Here is a 24,522-nt window from a genome sequence, read left to right on the forward strand (position 1 = left end):
GGGCCGTCGAGGGCTGGGTCAGCCCTTGACGGCCCCCTCGTTGGCGCCCCGGACGAGGTGGCGCTGGAAGGCGAAGAACAGGATCGCCACGGGGATGGTGGTGATCAGGGCTGTCGCCATCTTGAGCGGGAACTGCGTCCCGGACCCCAGCCCGCCCACCGTAAGGTCGGCCAGCCCGGTGACGAGGGTCTTGTGCTCGGGGTTGCCCGTCACCACCAGGAAGTGGCTGAACTCGTTCCAGGACCCCTGGAAGGACAGGATGGTCAAGGTGATCAGGGCGGGCCGGGCCATCGGAAGGATCACCGACCAGAAGGTCCGGAAGACCGAGGCGCCGTCGAGGCGCGCAGCCTCCTCGATGGTGACCGGCACGCTGTCGAAGAACTGCTTCATGATGAAGACCCCCGCCGCGTCGACCAGCAGCGGCAGGATCATCGCGGCGTAGGTGTCGTAGATGCCGAGGTACTTGACCATGAGGAACTTGGGGATGAGCAGCGCCACCCCCGGCACGGACATGACGGTCAGCACGAACGCGAAGACCACGCCCCGACCGCGGAAGTGGAGCCGCGACAGGGCGTAGCCGGCGAGGGAGTCGAAGAACACCCGCCCGGCCGTCACGGCCACGGTCACGACCACCGAGTTGGTCAGCCAGCGCAGGATGGGCAGCCCGCTGTCACCGCTGCCGAGCACGGCGCTCCACGCCTGGGTGGACAGGGGGTGGGGGAGCAGTGACAGGGGGTTGGCCGAGGCGTCCGGGTCGGTCTTGAGGGACGTCGCCACCTGTATGACGAAGGGGTAGAGGTAGACCACGGCCGCCGCCACCAGGACGGCATACGCCACGGTGCGTCGGAGCCTCATCGCGCCCCCTCGTCCCGCTCGGTCATGACCCGCCGCTGCACCCAGGTGAGCAGCACGATGATCACGAAGATGATGAAGGCCATCGCGGCGCCGGTCCCGAACCTGCCCTGCTTGAAGGACTGCTCGTAGGACAGGTAGGCCGGGGTGAGGAGTGTCTTGCCGGGGGAGCCGCCGCCGGTCGCGTAGACCTGGTCGAAGACCTGCCAGGTGCCGATCAGGCCCAAGGTGACCACCAGGAAGAGCACCGACCGCAGCTGCGGCAGCGTGACGTACCACAGCTTGCGCCAGCCCGTGGCGCCGTCCAGCGCCGCGGCCTCGTCGACGTCCTCGGGCAGGTCCTGCAGTGCCGCGAGGAACATCAGCATGAAGGTCCCGGTCGTGGTCCACACGGCGAGCAGGATCAGGACGAGCATGGCGACCGACGGACCCGACAGCCACTCCCACACGCTGCGCCCGAGGACCTGGGTCTGCGCCCAGACGGGATCGGTGACGCCCACCCGCTCGAGCAGGAGGTGCAGCACGCCCGCCGGCTCGGCCATCCAGTTGGGTCCGTCGACGCCGAACAGCCGAAGGAAGGCGTTGACGGCGCCGCTGCCGGAGAACAGGAACAACAAGACGGTCGTGATGGCGATCGAGCTCGTGACGGACGGGAAGTAGAAGGCCGTCCGGAAGAAGCCCTTGCCCTGCAGGGCCTTGGCGTCGACGACGAGCGCGAGGCCGAGGGCCAGCACCGTCTGCAGGGGGACCACGAGCAGGACGTACCAGAAGGTGTTGCCGACCGAGGTCATGAAGTCGCGCCCCGTCAGGCCCTGGCCGGTCAGCAGCGTCGCGTAGTTGTCCAGGCCGACCAGGGGAGCGTTGCCCTGGACGAACGGGTCGCCGTTGCCGTTCCAGCGGGTGAAGGACACGTAGAGCGCCATGCCGATCGGCACGACCAGGAAGGTGCCGAGGACCAGGATCAACGGCAGGGTGAAGGCCCAGCCGGCCGCGGTCTGCCCGGCGTGGATGCCGGGCCCGGAGCGGGCCCGTCGCAGTCGGGGCCGCGTCGCCGTGGGGAGGGTCATGACCGTCCTCTCGCTGCAGGCTGCGTCAGCCCTTGAGGGCGGCCTCGGCGTTGCCCTGCATCTGGGTGAGGATGGCCTTGGGGTCGCCGGTGGCCAGGGACTCGATCTTGGCGTTGGCGTCCGCGATCACGGCGTCGAAGCCGGGTGTGGTGGGCATGCCCTTGCCGTACTCCGCGCCGGCGACGAAGGCGGCGTCCGCGGGGGTGGCCGCCTGGTACTTGGCCATGGCGGACGTGGTTGAGGGCATGACGCCGAAGGCCTGGGCGGCGCTCAGCTGCTGGACGTCCTGGCCGAGGAACTTCACGAGGTCCACCGCGGCAGCCTGGTTCTTGCTCTTGGCGGCGATGCCCCAGCAGTTGGTGAACATCAAGGTGCCCTTGCCCTTGGGGCCGGCCGGGAGCTCGGCGACCTTGACCTTGAGGTCGGGGGCGTCCTTGGCGAGGGCGCCGCGGATCCAGTTGCCCTCGATGGTCATCGCGGCCTTGCGCTTGACCAGGGCCTCGCCACCCCACCCGGCGTCGACCTGCTTGGAGAACTTCATGGCGCCGCCGCGCAGGAGCTTCTGGGCCTCGGTGAGGCCGGCGAGGTTCTCCGGGGAGTCGACCGTGGCCGTCCGGCCGTCGGGGGACAGCACCCAGCCGCCCGCCTGGGTCATGAAGGCGCCCACGCGCTGGAGCTCCGGGGAGATCACCAGCCCGGTCTGCGAGCCCTGGGTCAGGCGGGCGGCGACCCGCTCCAGACCGGCCCAGTCCTGGGGGACGTCGGCGTCGGTGAGCCCGGCCTTGGCCCACAGCTCCTCGTTGATGACCAGGGCTAGGGTGGAGAAGTCCTTGGGCGCGCACTGGAGCTTGCCGTCGATCGTGAAGGTGTCCTTGAGGGACGGGACGTAGTCGAGACCGGTGAGCTGGTCGCCGTAGGCGTAGAGGTTGCCGGCCTTGGCGAAGGTGCCCACCTGGGCGGGCTCGAGGTAGAAGAGGTCGGCCGGGGAGCCCCCGGCGAAGCCCTTGGCCAGCTCCTCGGGCAGCTTGGCGGTGCCCGTCACCTGGACCGTGGTGCCGGTCTTGGCGGCCCAGGCCTCCGTGGCCTTGCGCACCGCGCCGAGCTCGACGTCGTTGGAGACCCCGACGAGCATCCGCAGGGTGGCTGGGCCGGACTGGGAGGCGGGCGCGCTGCTGCTCGGTGCGGCATCGAAGGCGCCTCCCCCACAGGCGCCGAGGGCGAGGGCGGTCGTCGCGGCGAGGCTGACGACGACGGTGGTGCGGGTGGGGAGGGGCATCGTGGGCTCCTGGGTCTGGTGGGGCGTGATCTGGGGTCCCGGTGGGGAGGTGGTGGGGTTGGATCGTTCATATCGAGGGTTGTCCCGTATGTCGACCGCCAGGGCCGCGAGGCGGGGACGGGCCGAGACGTGGGGCGGGGTGCCACGATCAGGCTCAGCGCCGTCGCGTGCTGCCGGCGTGTCGGAGGGTGGGTGCCAGGAGGGCACCCTCGGCGGGGGCCTCGCCGTCGGTGAGGAGGACGTCGATCTGGGTGAGCAGGTGCTCGACGATCTCGGCCAGGGGCTGCACCACGGTCGTCAGGTCGAACATCCCGGCGGTGCTGGTGCCGTCGAAGCCCACGAGGCCGATGTCCCGGCCGGGCTCGAGGCCGGCCGCGACGACGGCCTGCCAGGCGCCGAGGGCCACCATGTCCGAGACGCACACGACCGCGTCGCCAGGCTGCAGCGACCCCAGCAGGTCGGCCGCCGCGGCCTGGGCCCGCGGCAGGTCCTGCTCGGTGCGGGCCACCAGGGCGTCGTCGAGCACGCCGAGCTCCGACGCGGCCTCGCGCCACCCCTGGTAGCGGTCGTCGCCGACCGCCGAGCCCTCGGGCCACCCGAGGAAGGCCACCCGGCGGTAGCCCTGGTCGACGACGTGGCGGACGGCCGAGGCGGTCCCGATGCGGCCGTCGACGTCCCCCCAGGCGGTGAAGCCGGGGTCGTCCCAGACCCGGCCGAAGGTCACGAAGGGGATGCCCTGCTCGGTGAGCCACTGCGGCCGCGGGTCGCCGTGGTGGGTGCCGTAGAGCACGAAGGCGTCCACCAGGTGCGCGCGCACCATGGACTCGTAGCCCGAGGTGGCGGGGGCGGGGGAGTCCGTCCCGAAGGTGACCACGTGGCAGCGGTGGCTGCGGGCCGCGAGGGAGAGCTGGCTGAGGAAGGGATAGGCGATCTCGGCGTTGGCGGCGGCACCGCCCCGCGCGTCCAGCTCGAGGCCGATCGCCCCGGCCCGCTGCTCGCGCAGGGACTTGGCGGCGGAGCTGGGGCGGTAGGCGAGCCGGTCGATCTCGAGCTGCACGCGCTGCAGGGTCTGCGGCGCGACCCGGTCCGGGCGGTTGACGGCATTGCTGACGGTCTGTCGTGAGACATTGGCCGCCCGGGCGACGTCGTTGATCGTTGCGCGGCGGTGCCCCATGCTGCTCATCGTCACCATCGACTCCTTGGACAGGCTGTGCGATCGCTTCGAGGTATTATCGCCTTTGAACGATCAGAATCATCCTGACCCCGGGCAATCAGACTGTCAACAGCGGACGCTCGGGTTTCACGAGAGGTCGTCCCGTGCCTGAGCAGTGCCGCCTGACACCCGACACCCCCCGCCGGCAGCCGTGGCTGCACGAGCTGGAGCTGGCCGTTCACGGTAATGCCACGGCCCTGTCCACGCACGACGGGACGATGGGCGCCCCGGGCACGGGGGTCTTCGTCGACGACCGCCGCGTCGTGTCCCGCCTCGCGGTCCTCGCCGACGGCCAGACCGGCGACCTGGTGACGTCCTCGAGCGTTGGCCAGGAGACGCAGGTGCTCACCTCCCTGCGCCACCTCGGCACGCCCGGCCCGGACCCGACGGTCGAGCTGCGGCGCACCAGGGTGGTGCAGGACGCCGGGATGACCGAGACGCTGCGCCTGACCTCGCGCGCGGCCGAGACCGTGCGCACCCGGCTGACCGTGGAGATCGGCGGTGACGGTGCCTCCCTCGGCGCGGTCAAGTCCGGCGAGCCCGCCGGCCCGCTGCTGCCCTCGATGACCGCCGGGGCGCGTACGCCCGACGTCGTCCTCACCTGGTCGGACGACCGCCACCTCACCCACGTCACGGCCGAGCCGCGGCCCACCGTCATCGAGGCAGGCGAGGCGGGGCAGCCCTCGTGCATCGGCTTCGACCTCGAGGTGCCCCCGGGCCAGACGAGATCGGTGCGCCTGTCGGTGGGCACGCAGCGGCTGGCCTCCTCGGCGTTCGACGCCGACCCGGGTGCGGACCTGGTGGACTGGTCCGCGGTGCGGGTCCGGGCCGCCGACACCCGCCTGGACGTCGTCGTGAGCAGCGCCCTCGAGGACCTCCGCCACCTGACGATGCGGGACCCCGAGGCTCCCGACGACGTTTTCGCCGGCGCCGGGTCCCCGTGGTACCTCACGTTGTTCGGCCGCGACTCGGTCTGGGCGGCCCGGCTGTCCCTGCCGTTCGGGACCGCCCTGGCGGGCGGGACGCTGCGCGCCCTGGCCCGGCGGCAGGGACGCGTGGACGACCCCGCGACCGCCGAGCAGCCCGGCAAGATCCTCCACGAGGTGCGGCGGGAGCAGTACGTCGACGACGTGACTGGCCTGGCCCTGCCGTCCACCTACTACGGCACCGTTGACGCGACGTCGCTATGGGTGTGCCTGCTGCACGACGCGTGGCGGCACGGGCTCCCCGAGGACGAGGTGCGCGCGCTGCTGCCGCCCCTGCGGGCGGCGCTCGCCTGGATCTCCCGCCAGGTGCAGGACAGCCCCGACGGGCTGCTGCGCTACGTCGACCGCACCGGCACGGGCCTGGCCAACCAGGGGTGGAAGGACAGCGGTGACTCGATGCGCCGCAGCGATGGCAGCATCGCCCCGGCGCCGATCGCGCTGCTTGAGGCACAGACCTACGCCGTCGAGGCGGCCCGCAGGGCTCGGGCCCTGCTGGCGGCGCTGGACCCCGGCCGGTCGCAGGAGGGCGAGGACCTCGACCGCCTGGCCGACGTGCTGCAGACCCGGGTCCGCCAGGCCTTCTGGGTGCGCGGTCCGCGGGGGCCGCACCTGGCCATGGCCCTGGACGCGGACGGCAGGCCCGTGGACGGCATCGGGTCCAACATGGGCCACGCCCTCGGGTCCGGTGCCCTCACCGCGGACGAGGCGGCCCTGGTCGCCGACACCCTGACCGGCCCGGACCTGCTCGGCCCCTACGGCATCGCCACCCTGTCCCGCAGCAACCCCGCCTACAACCCGATCGGCTACCACACGGGCTCGGTGTGGGTCCACGACACGGCGATCGGCCTGCTCGGGCTGGTGGCCGAGGGCCGCGCGGAGCGGGCCGGCGACGTGGCTCGTGCGCTCGTCGCCTCGTCGGCCGCCTTCGGCTACCGGTGGCCGGAGCTGTATGCCGGGGACCCCGTCCTCGCCCGCCCCGCACCATATCCGGCGTCCTGCCGCCCCCAGGCGTGGTCCGCCGCATCGGCCGCCGCCGTCGTGACCGCCGTCCTCGGCCTGCGGGTCGACGTGCCAGGCCGCCACGTCGAATTGCGGCCGCTGCCGTCGCTGCCCTTCGGACCCCTCACCGTGAGCGGCCTGCGGTACGGCCCCACGGCGTTCGCCGTGTCGGTCGCGGCGGACGGGACGACCTCGGTGCAGGGCCTGCCGGACGACGTCACGGTGTCGACCGGCTGACGGCGTACGGTCTGGTCGACCGGCCCGACCTCCCCTGGGGAGGGTCTGTCACAGGGGCGCGGCACACTGTCCCCATGACCGCGCACGTCCCGCCAGGCTGGCCCGAGGCGATCCCGCCGCCCGAGAGCCCGGGGTGGCGCGAGCACGCCGTCCCGTGGCTGCTCGACCAGTGCCCGGCCGACTTCCGGGGCTATGCCTCCTGGCGCCGTCACCCGCAGGCGCTCGCGTGGGTGGCGGTGCAGCACGTGGACGCCCAGCTCGCCGCGATGCGCGAGGCCTACCGCCAGGTCCGCGTCGCGCTCGGCGAGGAGCTGCCGCCCGAGGCGCTGCGCGAGGTCATGGAGGACCTCGAGGCCGAGGGGGTCCGTCTGCGCGGGACGGCGCGCAGCGTCCGCCTGGTGCACGAGGCCCTCCAGGGGCGCAGGTTCGTCCCCCGGCTGTGAGCCGACCCGCCCCTGCGCGACCACCGGCCTGGTCTAGACTCGCAAGTCGCGTCCTCTTCCGAAGGAGTCGGATCCACTCGTGGCTCAAGGTGCTCAAGGTGTGCTCTCGACCATCACCAGCCCGACGGCGCTGCGTCGGCTGCCCGCCTCCCGCCTCCCCGCGCTGGCGGCGGAGATCCGGGAGTTCCTCGTCACCCAGGTCGCCAGGACGGGCGGCCACCTCGGCCCCAACCTCGGTGTCGTGGAGCTGACCATCGCCCTGCACCGCGTCTTCGAGTCGCCGCACGACACGATCGTCTTCGACACCGGCCACATCAGCTACGTCCACAAGCTGCTGACCGGACGCCAGGACTTCTCCCGCCTGCGGTCCCAGGGTGGCCTCTCGGGCTACCCCTCCCGCGCGGAGTCCGAGCACGACGTCGTCGAGAACTCCCACGCCTCGACCTCGCTGTCCTGGGCCGAGGGGATCGCCATCGCCCACCAGCTCAAGGGCGACCGGCAGCGGCACACCGTCGCCGTCATCGGGGACGGCGCACTGACCGGCGGCATGGCCTGGGAGGCGCTCAACAACATCGCGGCCCGCAAGGACCTGCCGCTGGTCGTCGTCGTCAACGACAACGAGCGGTCCTACGCGCCGACCACCGGCGGGCTCGCCGAGCACCTGTCCATGCTGCGGACCACGCAGGGCTACGAGCGGGTGCTGAGCCTCGGCAAGCGCGCCATCTCGGGGGCCCCCGTCGTGGGGCGCCCGGCGTTCGAGACCCTGCACGGCATCAAGAAGGGGATCAAGGACATCGTCGCCCCGCAGGGGTTGTTCGAGGACCTCGGGATCAAGTATGTCGGCCCGGTCGACGGGCACGACGAGCACGCCCTCGAGGTGGCGCTGCGCCAGGCCAAGGGCTACGGCTCGCCGGTGCTGGTGCACGTCCTCACCAAGAAGGGCAAGGGCTACCGCCCCGCGCGCCAGCACGCCGACGACCAGTTCCACGCGGTCGGGGTGATCAACCCCGAGACGGGCCTGCCCCTCGAGGTGTCGGGCCGCTCCTGGACCGACGACTTCTCCGACTCGATGGTCGCCCTCGGCGAGGAGCGCGACGACGTCGTGGCGCTGACCGCTGCCATGCTCATCCCGGTCGGGCTGCGCGACTTCTCCCTCAAGTTCCCCGAGCGGGTCATCGACGTCGGCATCGCCGAGCAGCACGCGGTGACCATGGCCGCCGGCCTGGCCTATGCCGGGCTGCACCCGGTCGTCGCGATCTACTCGACCTTCCTCAACCGCGCCTTCGACCAGCTGCTCATGGACTGCGCGCTGCACCGCGCGGGCGTGACCTTCGTGCTGGACCGCGCCGGCGTCACCGGCTCGGACGGCGCCTCGCACAACGGCATGTGGGACATGACCTTGGCCAACGTCGTGCCGGGGCTGCACCTCGCCGCCCCCCGCGACGGCGAGCAGATCGAGCTCGCGCTGCGCCGCTCGGTCGACATCACCGACGCCCCGTCGGTCATCCGCTTCGCCAAGGGCAACCCGCCTGCGCCGATCCCGGCCCTCGAGCAGCACGGCACCGTCGACGTCCTGCACGGCCCGGGCGAGGAGCACGTCGACACCCTCGTGGTGGCGGTGGGCTCCATGGTGCCGACCGCCCTCGGCGTCGCCGCCCGCCTCGAGGACGCCGGCCGCACCGTCCGGGTCGTCGACCCGGTGTGGGCGCTGCCGGTCGGCGCGGACGTGGTGCAGGAGGCCCGGCGCGCGGACCAGGTCGTCGTCATCGAGGACAACCTCGTCTCCGGAGGGGTGGGCTCCGCCATCACCCTGGCGCTGCAGCAGGCCGGGGTGACCGCCAGGGTGCGGCCGTTCGGGATCCCCAAGGAGTTCCTGGACCACGCCTCCCGCGGCCAGGTGCTCGCCGCGATCGGGCTCACGCCCGACGCGATCGCGCAGGCCCTGCTCGCCTAGCGGCCGGGCGAGGTCTACCGACCCGGCCTCCTCGGGTATGCCGACCCCATGACCCGATTCGGCTACACCCTGATGACCGAGCAGGCCGGCCCCAAGGACCTGGTCCGCTTCGCCCGCCAGGCCGAGGACGTCGGCTTCGACCTCGAGGTGGCGAGCGACCACTACTTCCCGTGGCTGAGCGCGCAGGGCCATGCCCCCTTCGTGTGGAGCGTCCTCGGGGCCGTCGCCCACGTCACCGAGCGCGTCGAGCTGATGACCTACGTCACCTGCCCGATCCTGCGCTACCACCCCGCCGTCGTGGCGCAGCAGGCGGCGACCGTCCAGATCATGGCCGACGGCCGGTTCACCCTCGGGCTGGGGGCAGGGGAGAACCTCAACGAGCACGTCGTGGGGGCGGGCTGGCCCGCGGTGTCCGCGCGCCAGGACATGCTGGCCGAGGCCATGGAGATCATCCACGAGCTGCACACCGGCGAGCTGGTGACCTACGACGGGGAGTACTACCGCGTCGACTCGGCCCGGATCTGGGACCTGCCCGACCAGGGCGTCGAGCTCGCCCTCGCCGCGGGCGGTCCCCATGCGCTGCAGCGGTGCGCGACCTTCGCCGACCACCTCGTCGCGACCGAGCCCGACCGCGACCTCGTCGCCGCGTGGGACGACCTGCCGGGCAAGCCCGGCATCGGCGCCGGCGCCCGCGCCATCGGGCAGATCCCCATCAGCTGGGACCCCAGCAGGGACGCCGCCGTGCAGCGCGCCCACGAGCAGTTCCGCTGGTTCGCCGGCGGCTGGGCCGTCAACGCCGACCTGCCGACCACGGCCGGGTTCGCGGCGGCCACGCAGTTCGTGCGTCCCGAGGACGTCGCCGAGGCCATCCCCTGCGGGCCGGACCTCGACGCCATCGTCGAGAGCGTGCGCCCCTACTGGGAGGCCGGGTTCACCGACGTCGCGCTCGTCCAGATCGGCGGCGACACCCAGGACGCCTTCCTGGAGGAGGCCGCCGGCCCGCTGCTGGAGCGTCTGCGGGAGGCCTCCCGTGGCTGACCTGCGACCCGGCGTCCTGTTCGACGTCGACGGCACCCTGCTCGACACCAACTACCTGCACGCCCTGGCGTGGTGGCGGGCACTGCGGGCCACCGGCCACGACCAGATCACGATGCAGCAGTGCCACTCGGCCATCGGCATCGCCAGCGAGGGTCTGGTCCGCCACCTCACCGGGGGCGAGGACGCGCAGGCCGTGGACCGGCACAGCGAGGAGTACGAGCCCCTCAAGGCCGACCTCACGGCGTTCCCCCGCGCGGCCGACCTGCTGCGCGCCTGCCACGACGCGGGGCTCCTGGTCGTCCTGGCCACCAGCGGGCAGGAGGGCGACCTGGAGTGGATGGTCCCCGCGATCGGCGTCTCGCAGGAGGTGCTCGCGGGCGCGACCACCAGCGGCGACGTGGAGGAGGCCAAGCCCGAGCCGGACCTGCTGACGGTCGCCGTCAAGCGCTACGGCCTCGACCCGGAGCGGACCGTCGTGGTCGGCGACACCGTCTGGGACGTCGCGGCGGCCGAGCGGGCGGGGCTGCCCTCGATCATGGTCACCTGCGGCGGCATCGGGCGGGCCGAGCTGCTCGAGGCCGGCGCCGACGAGGTGTATGCCGACCCCGCCGACCTGCTCGCCCATCTCGACTCGTCCCTGCTGGGGCAGCTGGCGCGCCCGCTCGGCGAGGACACCGCGGGCCGGGCCTAGCGCCGCGTCACGCCAGCCCGTGCCGGTCCAGGAGGTGCTGCACGTCGGGGTCCTGCCCACGAAACCTGCGGTAGACCTCGGTGACGTCCAGGGACCCGCCGCGGGCCAGCAGCTCGCGCCGGAACCTCTCGCCGGTCTCGCGGGTCAGACCGCCGTTCGCGGCGAACCACGCCACCGTGTCGGCGTCGTAGACCTCCGACCACATGTAGGAGTAGTAGCTCGCGGCGTACCCGCTCGCGAAGACGTGCGAGAAGTAGGTCGACCGGTAGCGCGGCGGCACCAGGTCGAAGGCCATGCCGGCCCGCTCCAGCGCCTCCTGCTCGAAGGCCTCCACCTCGTCCGCCGACGAGGGGAGGCGGTCCAGCGGGGTCTGGTGCCAGGCCTGGTCGAGCAGCATCGCGGCATACGACTCGGTCATCTCGTGGCCCTGGTCGAACTCCCGGGCCTCGAGCAGCGTGGCGATCCACTCGGGGGGCATGGGCTCCCCGGTCTCGTGGTGCACGGCGTAGCGCGCGAGCAGCTGCGGGTCCCAGGCCCAGATCTCGTTGACCTGGCTCGGGAACTCCACGAAGTCCTGCGGGGTCGCGGTCCCTGAGCGCGAGGGGTAGCGCACGTCGGACAGCAGACCGTGCAGGTCGTGACCGAACTCGTGGAAGAGGGTGATCACCTCGTCCCAGGACATCAGGGTGGGGCGACCGGGTGCGGGCCGGGACAGGTTGCACGTGTTGGTGACCACCGGTCGGTGGCCGAGCAGGGTGCTCTGGTCCAGCAGCGAGGTCATCCAGGCACCCCCCTGCTTGCCGGGGCGGGTCCAGGGGTCCAGGACCACGGCACCCAGCACCGAACCGTCCGGCTCGCGCACCTCCAGGACCCGGGCGTCCGCCGTGTAGCCGACGAGCCCCGGCTGCTCGTGGAAGGTGATGCCGTAGAGCGCGGTGGCCGCGGCGAAGACGCCTTCGTGCAGCACGCGCTCGAGCTCCAGGTAGGGGCGCAGGAGGCTCTCGTCCAGCGAGTAGCGCTCGCCGCGCACGAGGTTCGCGACATACGGCCAGTCCCAGGGCTCGAGCACGGCCCCCGGCTCGACCTGCTGCAGCCGCTCCTGGAGCACCTGCGCCTCGGCGCGCGCGTTGCGCACCGCGGCGGGCCCGACCCGGGTGAGGATCTGCATGACCGCCTCCGTCGACCCGGCACAGCCGTCGGAGGCGACGTACTCGGCGTAGTGCTCGTGGCCGAGCAGCGCCGCCTTCTCCGCCCGCAAGCGGGCCGTACGCACGACGAGGTCACGCGTGTCGTGCTCGCCCGAGAGCCCTCGGGAGACCGAGGCCCGGTGGAGCTCCTCGCGCAGGGTCCGGTCCTGGAGCACGGCGAGGCGCGGCTGCACGGTCGTGTTGACGAGCTCGACCAGCCAGCCGTCGAGCCCACGGGCCTGCGCGGCGGCCCGGGCGCCGTCGACCTCGGCGTCGTCGAGGCCGGCCAGCCGGTCCCGGTCGGTGACGTGCACCGCGGCGGCGTTGCGACCGGCGACGGCTCGCTCGTTGAACTCGGCCGCCAGCGTGGCGAGCTCGGCATTGATCTCGCGCAGGCGCGCCTGGCCGGCGTCGTCGAGGGCGATCCCTCCCCGCTCATAGGCGCGGACGGACTCGTGCAGCAGCCACGCCGTCTCCTCGTCCGGGGTCACCTCGCCGGCCTCCACCCGCGCCTGCAGGGCGAGGAGCCGGTCGTAGAGTCGCCGGTCGAGCAGGATCGTGTCGGCGTGGGACGCCAGGAGCGGTGCCAGCTCGCCGCGGATGGCGTCCCGCCGGTCGTTGGTGTCCGCCGCCGCCACGGGCCAGAAGGCGTCCATCGAGCGACGCAGGGTCTGCCCGGAGCGCTCCCAGGCCTCCAGGACGTTCTCGACGGTGGGGACCGACGCGTCGGTGGCGACGGCGTCCAGCTCGCGCAGCTGCTCGGCCATGCCCTCGAGGATCGCCTCGCGGTAGTCGTCGTCCTCGAGCTCGGAGTACGGCGGCAGGTGGTGGGGGAGGGCGGAGGGGGACAGCAGCGGGTTGGGACGCGTCATACCCGTAGTCAATCCCATCCCCGGGGTGGGTGTCTCCGCACCGTCGCGCAAGCGTGGAGGCAGCGACGGATTGACGCCGCCTATCTCACACATGCACACAAACGATCGACCCCGGCTTTCGTTTCGGCCTTGATCCATATAGATTCTATATCGGCAGTTCCCACCAGCACCGTAGCCAAGGAGCACGCATGAACCTCATGAACACCAAGATCCTCCCGTTCTCCACCACCGCCTTCAAGAGTGGCGAGTTCGTGGACGTGAGCGAGAAGGACGTCCTCGGCAAGTGGGCCATCTTCTTCTTCTACCCGGCGGACTTCACCTTCGTCTGCCCGACCGAGCTGGGCGACGTCGCGGACCACTACGAGGAGCTGCAGAAGCTCGGCGTCGAGGTCTTCTCGGTGTCCACCGACACGCACTTCGTGCACAAGGCCTGGCACGACACGTCCGAGACCATCGGCAAGATCGACTACTACATGCTCGGCGACGCCAGCGGTGTCATCACCAACAACTTCCAGAACATGCGTGAGGGCGCCGGCCTCGCCGACCGCGCCACCTTCCTGATCGACCCGGAGGGCACCATCCAGTTCATGGAGGTCACCGCCGAGGGCATCGGCCGCAACGCCGCCGAGCTGCTGCGCAAGGTCAAGGCCGCCCAGTACGTCGCCGCCCACCCGGGCGAGGTCTGCCCGGCCAAGTGGGAGGAGGGCGAGGCCATCCTCGCCCCCGGCCTGGACCTCGTCGGCAAGATCTGACGCCAACCTCGGGAGTCTCCCGAGCAGGTCGTAGGACGAGCCCACCCGCTCGTCTACGCACCCCCACGTGCCGCGGCGGGTGGCCGGACCCCGGTCACCCGCCGCCGCCGTCCTCACCCCCGCCGCCGCCCTCACCCCAGCCGCCCCTGTCTTACCGAACCAAGGAGTGTCCCGTGCCCGTACTCGACGCCGCCATGACCACCCAGGTCACGTCCCTGCTCGTCAACGTCAAGGAGCCGATCGAGCTGGTCGCGTCCCTCGACGACCGGCCCAAGGCCGACGACCTGCGTCAGCTCCTCGAGGAGATCGCGGCGCTGTCGGACAAGGTCAGCCTGCGCACGGACGGCACGTCGAGCCGCCGCCCGTCCTTCCGCATCGAGCGCACCGGCACCGACGTGGGCGTCGAGTTCGCGGGCATCCCGCTCGGCCACGAGTTCACCTCGCTGGTCCTGGCGCTGCTGCAGGTGGGCGGGCACCCGATCAAGGAGGATGCCGAGACCATCGAGCAGGTGGCGGCGATCGACGGCGACTTCGAGTTCGTGACCTACATGTCCCTGTCCTGCCAGAACTGCCCGACGGTGGTCCAGGCGCTCAACGCGATGTCGGTCATCAACCCCCGCATCCGGCACACCGCGGTCGAGGGCTCGCTCTTCCAGGACGAGATCGAGGAGCACGGCATCAAGGCCGTGCCCACCGTGTACGTCAACGGCGAGCTGTTCGACTCCGGCCGGATGACGATGAGCGACATCCTCGGCCGGATCGACTCCGGGGCGGCGGACCGCGCCACCGAGAAGCTCAACGACAAGGAGCCCTACGAGGTGCTCGTCGTCGGGTCCGGCCCCGCGGGCGCGGCGGCCTCGATCTACACCGCCCGCAAGGGGATCCGCACCGGCCTGGTCGGCGAGAGGTTCGGCGGGCAGGTGCTCGACACGATGGCCATCGAGAACTTCGTGTCCGTCTCCTACACCGAGGGGCCGCGCTTCGCCGACTCCCTCAAGGAGCACGTCGGACAGTATGACGTCGACGTGGTCACCGGCCCGGCCGCCACCGAGCTCGTGCCCGCCGACACCGAGGGCGGCTACCACACGGTGCGGTTCGGCGGGGCCGAGCTGCAGGCCCGCTCGGTCGTGCTCGCCACCGGGGCGCGCTGGCGCCACATGGGCGTGCCCGGCGAGGAGGAGTACCGCAACAAGGGCGTCACCTTCTGCCCGCACTGCGACGGACCGTTGTTCAAGGGCAAGCGCATCGCCGTCATCGGCGGCGGCAACTCCGGCGTGGAGGCCGCCATCGACCTGGCCGGCGTCGTCGGCCACGTCACCCTGATCGAGTTCCTCGACGAGATGCGCGCCGACCAGGTGCTCCAGGACAAGCTGCGCAGCCTGCCCAACGTCGACGTCATCCTGTCCGCCCGGACGACCGAGGTCGTCGGGGACGGCAAGCAGGTCACCGGCCTGCGCTACGAGGACCGCACCTCGGGCGAGGCCCGGGAGCTGCAGCTCGAGGGGATCTTCGTCCAGATCGGGCTGCTGCCCAACACCGAGTGGCTCAAGGGTGCGGTCGAGCTGACCGACCGCGGCGAGGTCGTCGTGGACGCGATGGGGCGCACCTCGGTCCCGGGCGTCCTCGGTGCCGGGGACTGCACCACCGTCCCCTACAAGCAGATCGTCGTGGCGCAGGGTGCCGGGGCGACGGCCGCGCTGTCCGCCTTCGACCACCTGATCCGCACCTCGGCACCGTCCCCGGCGATGGCCTGACGGGTCGCTCGTGAACCTCAGGGACCTGGAGTACCTCGTCGCCCTGGCGGACCACCGGCACTTCGGCCGGGCGGCGGCTGCGGCATACGTCAGCCAGCCGACCCTGTCCACCCAGCTCAAGAAGCTCGAGTCGGAGCTGGGCGTGGACCTCGTCGAGCGCGGCACCCGCCAGGTGCTGCTGACCGCGGCGGGGGAGCGGGTGGTCGAGCGTGCCCGGTCGATCCTGGGGCAGGCGCAGGACATCCGCGACATCGCCCGCTCCGCCCGGGACCCCCGGGCGGGGCGGTTGCGGCTGGGCTTCTTCCCGACGCTCGGGCCCTACCTGCTGCCGCACGTCGTGCCCGCCCTGCGCGAGCGGCTGCCCGACGTCGAGCTGCTGCTCACCGAGGCCAAGACGGGCGAGCTGCGCGAGCAGCTGCACGCCGGGGGTCTGGACGCCGCCCTGATCGCGCTGCCCGTCATCGACGAGGCCCTGCACGTGCGCCCGTTGTTCCGCGAGGACTTCCTGCTCGCGGTGCCGGGCGACCACGAGCTGGCCGCCGACGACGGGCGCCTGGCCGCCGGTCGGCTGGCGGGCGAGGACCTGCTGCTGCTGGCCGAGGGCCACTGCTTGCGCGACCAGGCGCTGGACGTCTGCCAGACGGCCGGCGCCCGGGAGCAGTCCGGCTTCCAGGCCACCAGCCTGGAGACCCTGCGGCACATGGTCGCGGCGGGGGTCGGCACCACCTTGCTGCCGCGGCTCGCCGTGTCGCCCCCGAGCCGCAACCCCGACGGCGTGGTCCTGCGGGAGTTCGGCGGCGAGGCGCCGCACCGGGACATCGCCATGGTGTGGCGGCGCAGCAGCGTGCAGGCACCCCTGCTGGACGAGGTGGCCGAGGTCTTCGGCGCGCTGCCGGCGGGGCTCGTCACCCCGCTCTGACCTGCCGGTCGTCAGCGGGCGGGGTGCTCCTCGGCGGGCTCGTCCTTGCCCCGCCTGACCAGGTGCAGGACCGTCACGACCACCGCGCCGACCGCCAGGCCCACGACCGCGGAGCAGAGCGTGTTGGTGAGCCAGCCGAGGACACCTCCCAGCGGGCCGGTGGCGTGCCGGACGGCCTCCTCCAGGTGGTGCACCAGGGCGTACGGCGGATGCCAGCCGAGCGTGTCGACACCCACCAGCAGGATGTGACCGCCGACCCACAGCATCGCCACGGTGCCGATGATCGCCAGCCAGCGCAGCAGGACCGGCATCGCCCTGACCAGCCCGTTGCCGAGGGCCTGCGCGGCGCCGTTGCTCTGCTTGGCCAGGTGCAGGCCGATGTCGTCCATCTTGACGATGAGCGCCACGAAGCCGTAGACGCCGATGGTGATCACGATCGCCACGATGACCAGCGTCATCGCCCGGGTCCACAGGCTCTCCCTGGCCACCTCGTTGAGCGCGATGACCATGATCTCGGAGGACAGGATGAAGTCGGTGCGGATGGCGCCGGAGGTCATCGCCTCCTCGGCCTCGTCCCCGCTCATCGACGCCGTGGCGTCGCCCGCGTCGTGGCCGTGACCCGAGACCTTCTCCCAGATCTTTTCCGCGCCCTCGAAGCACAGGTAGGTGCCGCCGAGCATCAGCAGCGGGGTGAGCGCCCACGACGCGAACTGGCTGAGCAGCAGCGCCGCCGGCAGGATGAACAGCAGCTTGTTGCGCAGGGAGCCGATCGTGATCCGCTTGATCATCGGCAGCTCGCGGTCGGGCGTGAACCCCGTGACGTAGCGCGGCGTCACCGCGGTGTCGTCGACCACCACACCGGCGGCCTTGGCGCTGGCGCGGCCTGCGGCGGCACCCACGTCGTCCACGGATGCCGCGGCCAGCTTGGCCATGGTGGCGATGTCGTCGAGCAGGGCAGCGAGTCCGCCGGCCATGGAGGTCCTCCAAGGGTCGGGATGGGAGATGGGGTGGGGAGAAGAATCGTGAGCGCCCCAGCGGGCCCGCCCCACGATACGTGGAACGGGCCGCCGTGAGGGCGTGGTGCCGCGGTCGCGCCGCTCAGATGTCGCGGAAGGTGCTGACCCCGGCGCCGAGGGCCGTCAGACGCTCCGCAAGGTCCTCGTAGCCGCGGTTGATGACGTAGACGTTGCGCAGGACGGACGTGCCGGGAGCCGCCAGCATGGCCAGGAGCACCACGACGGCGGGGCGCAGAGCGGGCGGGCAGACCACCTCGGCCGGGCGCCAGCGCGTCGGGCCGCTGATCATCACCCGGTGCGGGTCCAGCAGCTGGACGTTGCCTCCGACCCGGGTGAGCTCGGTGAGGTAGATCGCGCGGTTCTCGTAGACCCAGTCGTGGATCATCGTGGTGCCCTCGGCCGTCGCCGCGATCAGCGCGAAGAACGGGAGGTTGTCGATGTTGAGGCCGGGGAACGGCAGCGGGTGGATCTTGTCCCGCGGGGCCGTGAGCGGGCCGGGGACGTGGGTCAGGTCGACCAGGCGCGTCTTGCCGTTGGCCGAGAGGTACTCCTCGGACAGGGTGTAGCGCATCCCCATCGTCTCCAGGGTCGCGAGCTCGATCTCCATGAACTCGATCGGCACCCGCTCGATGGTGATCTCGGACCTGGTGACGACGGCGGCCGCCAGCAGCGACATCGCCTCGATCGGGTCCTCGGAGGGGGAGTACTCGACGTCGCGGTCGATCTCGCGCACGCCGCGCACCGTCAGGGTGGTCGTCCCGATGCCGTCGACCTGGACGCCCAGCTCCTGGAGGAAGAAGCACAGGTCCTGCACCATGTAGTTGGGCGACGCGTTGCGGATGACGGTCTCGCCCTCGTAGCGGGCCGCCGCCATCAGGACGTTCTCGGTGACCGTGTCGCCGCGCTCGGTCAGCACGATCGCCCGGCTCGGCCAGGTGTCGGTGGAGACCTCCGCCTGGTAGGCCCCCTGGGTCGCCTCGACGGCGAGCCCGAAGTGGCGCAGGGCGATGAGGTGGGGCTCGACCGTGCGGGTCCCCAGGTCGCAGCCTCCGGCATACGGCAGGGAGAACTCCTCGAACTCGTGCAGCAGGGGGCCGAGGAACATGATGATCGTGCGGGTGCGCTTGGCGGCGGCCTCGTCCATCGAGGCGAGGTCGATCGTGGCGGGCGGGGTGATGCGCAGGTCGTTACCGCCGTCGATCCACTCGGTGCGGACCCCGATGCTGCCGAGGACCTCCAGGATCCGGTTGACCTCCTCGATCTTGGCGAGGTTGCGCAGGGTGGTCGTGCCCTTGTTGAGCAGCGAGGCGCACAGGGTCGCGACCGCGGCGTTCTTGGACGTCCGCACCTCGATCGAGCCGGTGAGGCGGCGCCCACCCTCGATGCGCAGGTGCTGCGGCCCGGAGTGGCCCATGGAGACGAACTCGGCCTCCAGCTCCTTGCCCAGGGCGGCCAGCACGTCGAGGGACAGATCGTGCTCGCCCGCCTCGATCTGCTCGATGTCGGTGCCGGTCATCCCGACCCGCTCGGCGAGGTCCTGGGTGGTGAACCCGCGTCGGACGCGCGCCTCGCGGACGAGCGTGCCGATGCGGCGGAGGTAGCCATCAGTCATGCCTTCCATCGTAGGTCAGCCGAGACCGCGGACCCGGATTGGTCCACCTCCTCGGAGTGGCACCGGGGCGGGGCAGGCACGCCGACGGAACGGTCCGGCCATGCTGCCTCGCAGCGTGGCCGGACCGGCGGATCCGTCACTCGGTCAGCGGGTTGCCTCGGCCGTCCCCGGCGGCAGGAAGCGACGCCCGGTGACGCGCTCCGAGGTGCCCGTACGGTCGAGCAGGGGAGTGAGCCCGCCGTTCCAGAACTGGAACCCGGCGCCCGTGATCATGGCGAGGTCCAGGTCCATGGGGGCGCTGACGACCCCCTCGTCCAGCATGATCCGGGCCTCCTCGGCGAGCCCCGCGAGGACCTGCTCGCGCACCTGCTCCGGCGTCAGGACCACCGGGTCCGTGGGCGACTCCTGCAGGGCCAGGACCTCGGGGTCCAGCACCGTGCGGCCCTCGACCTGGGTGTAGTAGCCGCGCTTGCCGGCCTCGACCACGCGCCGCAGGGCGGGGGAGACGTAGAACCGGTCGGGGAAGGCCGCCGCGAGCGACTCGTTGTTGTGCAGGGCGATGGCCGGACCGACCAGGCCCATCAGGACGAACGGCGGCATGGGCGCGATCCCCGCGAAGCCCTGGTCCGCCACGTCGATCGGTGTGCCCGCGTCGACGATCCGGGCCATGTCGGACATGAACCGGCCGAGCAGCCGGTTGACGATGAAGGACGGGGAGTCCGCGCACAGCACCGTCGTCTTCTTGAGCTGTCGGCCCACGGCGAAGGCGGTGGCCAGGGTCGCGTCGTCGGTGCGCTCGCCGGTGATCACCTCGAGCAGCGGCATGACCGCGACCGGGTTGAAGAAGTGGAGGCCGACGACCCGCTCGGGATGCTCCAGCCGGGACGCCATCGCCGTGATCGACAGCGACGAGGTGTTGCTGGCGAGGACGCACTCGGGGGAGACGACGGCCTCGACCTCGGCCCACACCTGCTGCTTGACCGACATCTCCTCGAAGACCGCCTCGATGACGAGCTCCACGTCCGCCATGCCGGCCTTGGTGGTGTCGCCGCTGATCAGCGCCTTGTAGCGGTTGACCCGGTCCTGGTCGAGTCGACCCTTGGCGGCGAGCTTGTCGATCTCGGCGTGGACATGGGCGACGCCCTTGTCGACACGCTCCTGGTCGAGGTCGGTCATGATCACCGGCACCTCCAGCCGCCGGACGAAGAGCAGCGCGAGCTGGCTGGCCATCAGGCCGGCACCGACGATCCCGACCTTCGTGACGGGCCGGGCCAGGCTCGTGTCCGGGGCTCCGGCCGGCTTCCTGGCGCGGCGCTGGACCAGGTCGAAGGCGTACAGCCCAGCGCGCAGCTCGTCGCTCATCAGCAGGTCACCGAGCGCCTCGTCCTCGGCAGCGAAGCCCTCCTCGCGGCTCGCGGTGCGGGCCGCGGACAGCAGGTCCAGGGCCCGGTATGCCGAGCGCGAGCTGCCACCGGTGCGCGCGGTCACGGCGCGTCGGGCCGCCGCGATCGCCCCCTCCCAGGCCGCCTCGTCCCGATCCACGTCAGGTCGTTCGACCGCGACCTCGCCGCGGACGACCTGCCCCGCCCAGGCCAGCGAGCGCTCCAGGAAGTCGGCCGGCTCGAGCAGCTGGTCGGCCAGCCCGAGGCGGGCGGCCTCGGCACCGCTGAGCGTCATGTTGTTGCTGAGCGGGTTGTCGATGACGACCTTGAGGGCGCCCTCGACGCCGATGAGGTTGGGCAGCGTCCAGCACCCGCCCCAACCCGGCACGAGACCGAGGAAGACCTCGGGCAGCGCGACCGCCGGCACCGAGGCGCTGATGGTGCGGTAGTCGCACGCCAGCGCCACCTCGACACCGCCGCCCATGGCGGCGCCGTTGACGAAGGCGAAGCTAGGCACCCCGAGCTCGGGCAGCAGGGCGAAGGTCTCGTGGCCGAGCCGCCCCATGGCGACGGCCTGCTCGCGGTCGGTCACCGAGGGCACACCGGTCAGGTCGGCGCCCACCGCGAAGACGAAGGGCTTGCCGGTGATCCCGACCGCGACGATCTCCCCGGCCGTGGCCCGCTCGCGGCACCGCTCCAGGGCTGCCCGCAGCTCCAGCAGGCCCCGGGGACCGAAGGTGCTGGGCTTGGTGTGGTCGCGGCCGTTGTCGAGGGTGACCAGGGCCAGGGTCCCGCCACCACCGGGCAGCTCGACGTCGCGCACGAGCGCGTGGGTGACGACCTCGTCGTCGAAGGCCGCCAGCAGGTCCGTGTGGGTCATCGCTGCTGCTCCTGCTGCTGGTGGTGGTGGTGGTCGGTGTCGGTGTCGGTGTCGGTGTTGGTGTTGGTGGACGAGCGGTAGTCGGCGTGGTGCGGGTTCTCCCAGACGACGGCGCCACCCATGCCGATGCCGATGCACATGGCGGTCATGCCGTAGCGCACCTCGGGGTGCTCGGCGAAGTGCGCGGCGAGCTGGGTCATCAGGCGCACGCCCGACGAGGCGAGCGGGTGGCCGGTCGCGATCGCTCCGCCCCAGGGGTTGACGCGCGGGTCGTCGTCGGCGATGCCGAAGTGCTCGAGGAAGGCCAGCACCTGCACGGCGAAGGCCTCGTTGAGCTCGAACAGGCCGATGTCCTCGATGCGCAGGCCTGCCTGCGCGAGGGCCTTCTCGGCGGCCGGGACGGGTCCGTAGCCCATCACCTCCGGCTCGACGCCGACGAAGGAGTAGGTGACGAGCCGCATCTTGACGGGCAGCCCCAGCTCGGTCGCGGCCTCCTCGGAGGCGAGGAGGCAGGCGGTGGCCCCGTCGTTGAGCCCGGCAGCGTTGCCGGCGGTGACCCGGCCGTGGGGACGGAACGGCGTCGAGAGAGAGGCGAGGTCCGCCATCGTGACGCCGGGGCGGGGCGGCTCGTCGGCGGTGGCGAGTCCCCAGCCCTTCTCCACGGAGCGGACGGCGACCGGGACCAGGTCGGGCTGCACCTTGCCCGCGGCGTAGGCCTCGGACAGCTTGCGCTGGGAGCCCACGGCGAAGGCGTCGCAGCGCTCCTTGGTGAGGCTCGGGTAGCGGTCGTGGAGGTTCTCGGCGGTCTTGCCCATGACCAGGGCGGACTCGTCGACGAGCCGCTCGGAGACGATCCGGGGGTTGGGGTCGACGCCCTCGCCCATGGGGTGGCGACCCATGTGCTCCACGCCCCCGGCGACCACGACGTCGGCGGCGCCCATCGCGATGGACCCGGCGGACGTGGTGACCGCCGTCATGGCCCCGGCGCACATGCGGTCGATCGAGTAGCCGGGGACGGTGCTGGGCAGACCCGACAGCAGCGCCGCCATCCGGCCGAGGGTGAGGCCCTGGTCGCCGATCTGGGTGGTGGCCGCGACGGCGACCTCCCCGATGCGCTCGGGTGGCAGGGACGGGTTGCGGCGGACGAGCTCACGGATGCAGGCGATGACCAGGTCGTCGGCGCGGGTCTGGGCATAGATGCCCTTGTCCCCGGCGCGGCCGAACGGCGTGCGGACGCCGTCCACGAAGACGACCTCGTGCAGGGTGCGGGGCACGGTGGCCTCCCAGGTCGAGGGGATGGGTACCCGTCGGATGCTACTTGCGGGTAATCCCGATGTCAGCACCAGCGCGCCGCGACGTGACCGGCCCCACGTCCACGTCCCCGTCGTGTGGGCCGCGGGTGCCGCCGTCGGCGCGACTCCTAGACGCGCGGGGGATAGGGGTGGTCGGACGCCGCCTCGGCCAGCAGGGGCGACACGAGCCCCGCCTGCCACGGCCGGGCACCCAGGTCGAGGAGGATCTCGCGGAAGCCCTGGGCCGACTCGTCCACCGGAGGGGCCCAGACCACCCGCCGCAGGGTGTCAGGGGTCAGGAGGTTCTCCGCGGGGACGGCCACGCTCGCGCTCAGACCGGCCACGAGCTCCTTGACGGCGCCGAGCCGGGCGGCGGCGACCGGGTCCTTGTCGGCCCAGGCACGTTGCGGAGGTGGGCCGTCGCTCGGGAGGTGGTATGCCGGGAGCTCGTCCTCCGGCAGGAGCATCGCGCGGTCCACGGCGGCCAGCCAGACCTGCGGGTTGCGCTGCACGGCGCGCGGGGTCCGGCGGGTGCCGTCGGCGCCGGAGGGCAGGGCGAGCTCGACGATCGCGGCGTCGCCGAGCACGCGTCCGGGGCTGCAGTCACGATCCTGGGCCAGGCGGTCGCGGGTCTCCCACAGCTCGCGGACCACGGCGAGCCCGCGCCGGGTGCGCACCTTGTGCAGGCCGGAGGTCTTGCGCCACGGGTCGACCTTGGGCGCCGGGCCGCGGAAGTGGGTGAGCGCCTCGAACTCCTCGGCGGCCCAGCCCGACTTGCCCTGGGAGCGCAGGTCCTCGTCCACGGCGTCGCGCAGGTCCACGAGGACCTCGACGTCGAGCGCGGCGTAGACGAGCCACGGCTCGGGCAGGGGGCGGGTGGACCAGTCCTGGGCGCTGTGCTCCTTGGCGAGCGTGATCCCGAGGTAGTGCTCCATGGCGGCCGCCAGCCCCACGCGGGGCCGGCCCGCGAGCCGGGACCCCAGCTCGGTGTCGAACAGGCGGGTGGGGTGCAGCCCCAGGTCGGCGAGGCAGGGCAGGTCCTGGGTGGCCGCGTGCAGCACCCACTCGACGTCGCCGACCACGTCCTGGAGCTCGGACAGGTCGGGGCACATCACGGGGTCGACGAGCCAGGTGCCGGCCCCGGCCCGGCGCAGCTGCACGAGGTAGGCCTTCTGCCCGTAGCGGAAGCCCGACGCCCGCTCGGCGTCGATGGCGATGGGGCCGTGCCCGTCGGCCACGGAGGCGACCAGCTCGCGCAGCCGACGCTCGTCCTCGACCACGGGGCGCAGGGCCTCGGCGGGCGCCGACACCAGGCGCGGCTCGGGGGTGTCCGCGGGGGCGTCCGCCGTCGGGTCGTCGGGCGAGGTCAGGTCCGTCACGCCCTCCAACCTAACCCGCCGCGCGGGCCGTCCCACGGCGACGTCCCGGCGGTCGTCAGGTGATCAGGCCCCGGCGCAGCGCGGTGTAGGTCATCGCGGCCCGGTCACCGGTGCCGAGCTTGCGGGCGATGCGGGCCAGGTGGCTCTTGACCGTGAGGGCCGACAGGCCGAGGGAGGCGCCGACCTCCTTGTTGGTCTTGCCCTGGGACACGAGCTGCAGGACCTCGACCTCGCGGGCCGAGAACTGCTCGTTGCCGGCTCCCCGGGTGCCTGGCCCGGCCGGGGGCTGCCCGCCCGTCCGGATGTAGGCGCGGACGCCGGTCTTGAGGGCGCCGCGGACGTAGATCGGGTCCTCGGAGTCCGAGAGCACGATCGTGCGGCGCCAGCCACGGGCCCGCATCTCGTGCAGCAGCGGGATGCCGGAGCCGTCGGGGAGGGTCAGGTCGGCGATGCAGAACTCGCCGGCGGGGACCTCGCGGGCCACGACCCGGGCGCGCTCGATCGTCTGCGCCTCGATGATGTGCCCCTCCGTGATGCGCCCCAGGGCACGGCGCACCATGGCGCCCGTGTGCGGCCCCGCCGAGATGACCATGGCGCTGATGGGCTGCGGGCGCGCCATCCGGGCGTTCTTGGTGATCACGCTCACGGTGCCCCTCCCTGTCTGCGTGCACGACGCTGGTGATGTTGAAGATTCTAGAACGGGACTAGTGCCGAACGGGTG

Annotated in this window: 19 protein-coding genes; 8 read left to right on the forward strand and 11 right to left on the reverse strand. The window is 72.2% G+C overall.

From position 1 onward, the window contains the following. Positions 1 to 18: 18 nt before the first annotated feature. From ACF3NS_RS11375 to ACF3NS_RS11390, 4 genes are all read right to left on the reverse strand, one after another. Positions 19 to 855: a carbohydrate ABC transporter permease gene (locus ACF3NS_RS11375; RefSeq protein ID WP_392466140.1), complete on the reverse strand. Its 837-nt coding sequence runs from the start codon at positions 853 to 855 to the stop codon at positions 19 to 21. Next, positions 852 to 1,919: a carbohydrate ABC transporter permease gene (locus ACF3NS_RS11380; RefSeq protein ID WP_392466142.1), complete on the reverse strand. Its 1,068-nt coding sequence runs from the start codon at positions 1,917 to 1,919 to the stop codon at positions 852 to 854. Before ACF3NS_RS11380 ends, ACF3NS_RS11375 begins: the two co-directional genes overlap by 4 nt. Before the next feature lie 25 nt (positions 1,920 to 1,944). Then, positions 1,945 to 3,195, reverse strand: coding sequence for an extracellular solute-binding protein (locus ACF3NS_RS11385; RefSeq protein ID WP_392466143.1), 1,251 nt, complete (start codon positions 3,193 to 3,195; stop codon positions 1,945 to 1,947). A gap of 154 nt (positions 3,196 to 3,349) precedes the next feature. Further along, complete coding sequence (locus ACF3NS_RS11390) at positions 3,350 to 4,378, reverse strand: LacI family DNA-binding transcriptional regulator (protein WP_392469127.1); 1,029 nt, start codon at positions 4,376 to 4,378, stop codon at positions 3,350 to 3,352. A gap of 134 nt (positions 4,379 to 4,512) precedes the next feature. On the opposite strand from ACF3NS_RS11390, the gene ACF3NS_RS11395 reads away from it, so the two are divergent. The 5 genes from ACF3NS_RS11395 (at position 4,513) to ACF3NS_RS11415 (ending at position 10,756) form a co-directional block, all read left to right on the forward strand. Further along, entirely contained in the window at positions 4,513 to 6,630 is a 2,118-nt protein-coding gene (locus ACF3NS_RS11395) for a glycogen debranching N-terminal domain-containing protein (RefSeq protein ID WP_392466145.1), read from the forward strand. Positions 6,631 to 6,704: 74 nt separating this feature from the next. Then, complete coding sequence (locus ACF3NS_RS11400) at positions 6,705 to 7,073, forward strand: hypothetical protein (protein ID WP_392466148.1); 369 nt, start codon at positions 6,705 to 6,707, stop codon at positions 7,071 to 7,073. A 100-nt stretch (positions 7,074 to 7,173) separates the two neighbouring features. After that, a complete protein-coding gene (gene dxs / locus ACF3NS_RS11405; protein WP_392466150.1) occupies positions 7,174 to 9,027 on the forward strand; it encodes a 1-deoxy-D-xylulose-5-phosphate synthase in 1,854 nt (617 codons plus the stop codon). Positions 9,028 to 9,075: 48 nt separating this feature from the next. Then, positions 9,076 to 10,065, forward strand: a complete 990-nt coding sequence (locus tag ACF3NS_RS11410) for a TIGR03557 family F420-dependent LLM class oxidoreductase (protein WP_289032643.1) — start codon at positions 9,076 to 9,078, stop codon at positions 10,063 to 10,065. Continuing rightward, a complete protein-coding gene (locus ACF3NS_RS11415; RefSeq protein ID WP_288797460.1) occupies positions 10,058 to 10,756 on the forward strand; it encodes an HAD family hydrolase in 699 nt (232 codons plus the stop codon). The genes ACF3NS_RS11410 and ACF3NS_RS11415 overlap by 8 nt, the downstream gene beginning before the upstream one ends. A 7-nt stretch (positions 10,757 to 10,763) precedes the next feature. Here ACF3NS_RS11415 and ACF3NS_RS11420 read toward each other — a convergent pair whose 3' ends face one another. Next, on the reverse strand, positions 10,764 to 12,815 hold the full coding sequence (locus ACF3NS_RS11420) for a M3 family metallopeptidase (RefSeq protein ID WP_392466152.1): 2,052 nt from the start codon (positions 12,813 to 12,815) through the stop codon (positions 10,764 to 10,766). Between the two features lie 188 nt (positions 12,816 to 13,003). Between ACF3NS_RS11420 and ahpC the strand changes: the two genes are divergently transcribed. The 3 genes from ahpC to ACF3NS_RS11435 all read left to right on the forward strand — a co-directional run bounded on the left by ahpC (position 13,004) and on the right by ACF3NS_RS11435 (position 16,240). After that, positions 13,004 to 13,567 (forward strand): alkyl hydroperoxide reductase subunit C, encoded by a 564-nt coding sequence (gene ahpC / locus ACF3NS_RS11425; RefSeq protein ID WP_392466153.1) that lies wholly within the window; start codon positions 13,004 to 13,006, stop codon positions 13,565 to 13,567. A gap of 173 nt (positions 13,568 to 13,740) precedes the next feature. Then, the gene (gene ahpF / locus ACF3NS_RS11430; RefSeq protein ID WP_392466154.1) at positions 13,741 to 15,321 is read left to right on the forward strand and encodes an alkyl hydroperoxide reductase subunit F; all 1,581 of its coding nucleotides are present in this window, start codon (positions 13,741 to 13,743) and stop codon (positions 15,319 to 15,321) included. Positions 15,322 to 15,331: 10 nt separating this feature from the next. Continuing rightward, on the forward strand, positions 15,332 to 16,240 hold the full coding sequence (locus tag ACF3NS_RS11435; RefSeq protein ID WP_392466155.1) for a LysR substrate-binding domain-containing protein: 909 nt from the start codon (positions 15,332 to 15,334) through the stop codon (positions 16,238 to 16,240). 11 nt (positions 16,241 to 16,251) lie between these two features. Here the strand turns inward: ACF3NS_RS11435 and ACF3NS_RS11440 are convergent, their stop codons facing one another. The 6 genes from ACF3NS_RS11440 to ACF3NS_RS11465 all read right to left on the reverse strand — a co-directional run bounded on the left by ACF3NS_RS11440 (position 16,252) and on the right by ACF3NS_RS11465 (position 24,447). Then, on the reverse strand, positions 16,252 to 17,214 hold the full coding sequence (locus tag ACF3NS_RS11440) for a DUF808 domain-containing protein (RefSeq protein ID WP_154594170.1): 963 nt from the start codon (positions 17,212 to 17,214) through the stop codon (positions 16,252 to 16,254). A gap of 124 nt (positions 17,215 to 17,338) precedes the next feature. Continuing rightward, positions 17,339 to 18,868 (reverse strand): UDP-N-acetylglucosamine 1-carboxyvinyltransferase, encoded by a 1,530-nt coding sequence (locus tag ACF3NS_RS11445; RefSeq protein ID WP_392466156.1) that lies wholly within the window; start codon positions 18,866 to 18,868, stop codon positions 17,339 to 17,341. Between the two features lie 144 nt (positions 18,869 to 19,012). Then, entirely contained in the window at positions 19,013 to 21,130 is a 2,118-nt protein-coding gene (locus ACF3NS_RS11450; protein WP_392466158.1) for a 3-hydroxyacyl-CoA dehydrogenase NAD-binding domain-containing protein, read from the reverse strand. Continuing rightward, a complete protein-coding gene (locus ACF3NS_RS11455) occupies positions 21,127 to 22,404 on the reverse strand; it encodes a thiolase family protein (RefSeq protein WP_392466160.1) in 1,278 nt (425 codons plus the stop codon). The genes ACF3NS_RS11450 and ACF3NS_RS11455 overlap by 4 nt, the downstream gene beginning before the upstream one ends. Positions 22,405 to 22,550: 146 nt before the next feature. After that, positions 22,551 to 23,801 carry an HRDC domain-containing protein gene (locus tag ACF3NS_RS11460; RefSeq protein ID WP_392466162.1) on the reverse strand — a complete coding sequence of 417 codons (1,251 nt, stop codon included), beginning with the start codon at positions 23,799 to 23,801 and terminating at the stop codon, positions 22,551 to 22,553. 55 nt (positions 23,802 to 23,856) lie between these two features. Then, positions 23,857 to 24,447 carry a response regulator transcription factor gene (locus ACF3NS_RS11465; protein ID WP_288797453.1) on the reverse strand — a complete coding sequence of 197 codons (591 nt, stop codon included), beginning with the start codon at positions 24,445 to 24,447 and terminating at the stop codon, positions 23,857 to 23,859. Between the last annotated feature and the right edge of the window lie 75 nt (positions 24,448 to 24,522).

The sequence above is a fragment of the Arsenicicoccus cauae genome (genome assembly GCF_043162025.1).
Lineage (GTDB): Bacteria > Actinomycetota > Actinomycetes > Actinomycetales > Dermatophilaceae > Arsenicicoccus > Arsenicicoccus cauae.